This window comes from Vibrio sp. 1580 (assembly GCF_033340055.1).
The window spans coordinates 1-1,011 of sequence record NZ_JAWOVT010000087.1 but is presented as its reverse complement, the minus strand read 5'-3'; the positions used below and the strand labels follow the sequence as shown (position 1 = coordinate 1,011).

Sequence of the window (1,011 nt, the reverse complement as noted above, 5' to 3'; positions counted from 1 at the left end):
CTATCATGAAAGGACTTACACAGGTTGCAAACTAGTAAGTATTCCGAAATAAACCGCCCTGCAAGGCGGTTTTTTCATATCTGGGGATTGAGATTACAACCAAAGAGCATGGATCTCAACGATCCTTTTCTAAGGTAATGAACGTCCTCAAGAAAAACGCCTCCCAATGGGAGGCGTTTTTCGTATCTGCCAGTTGTAAAAAGGTCGCCTACACTAGCGACCTTGGGGATTCGTACAACGAGCGTTACGTTAAATATTCGCTATTAACGATACTCCCATGCATGCATAATATCTCCAAATCAACTATAAGGACTTAAAGTGAAAAAACTGATTTTACTAGCACTCTTAAGTGCAAGTGCAAGTGCAAACGAGGTAGACCATTTTTATGTCGGCGGCAATTTACTTGTAGGTCACAATACTGAGTTAGATGCTGGTATTGCAACTATTGATGAAAGCAACGACTTAGGTGGAGGGGTGTATGCTGGTTATAATTTTGCAGTTCACCCTAATGTAGATTTAGGTGTGGAGTTAGAATACCAACATTTTGGTGAAGCTGAATTTAATGAAGATGCCAGTGTTAAAGGTGATGCCTTTTATATTAACGCACGCCCTAAGTTTATAGATAAAGGTAATAAATTATATAGCGCACTCATTCTTGGCGTTGGTTCATTAAAGGGCGAAACCAACGTCTTCGGTATATCTGAATCAGAATCCAAGTTCTCTTATCAAGCAGGATTGGAAGTAGGTTACATGCTTGACAATGTAGACCTTGCTATCGGCTACAGATACAGGTCTGCTGAATTTGATGGTGTAGATATCAACATTCAAGGTGTGACAGTTGGTATGAGATATAACTTCTAGTAGCTTGCGACGAATGAGTTATCACAACCAAAAAGCTTCCCATTCGGGAGGCTTTTTTAAGTGCTGTTTATATGTGTTACGTTAAATTACTCATTACTTTCTTTTAAACCAAAGCAGTCCCACTCTATCAGCAATCGACTAAAATTATTT

Annotated in this window: 1 protein-coding gene; it reads left to right on the top strand. The window is 39.3% G+C overall.

The annotated features are described in order from the left end of the window. Positions 1-318: 318 nt before the first annotated feature. Complete coding sequence (locus R7093_RS24205) at positions 319-861, top strand: outer membrane protein (protein WP_225462611.1); 543 nt, start codon at positions 319-321, stop codon at positions 859-861. Positions 862-1,011: the final 150 nt, after the last annotated feature.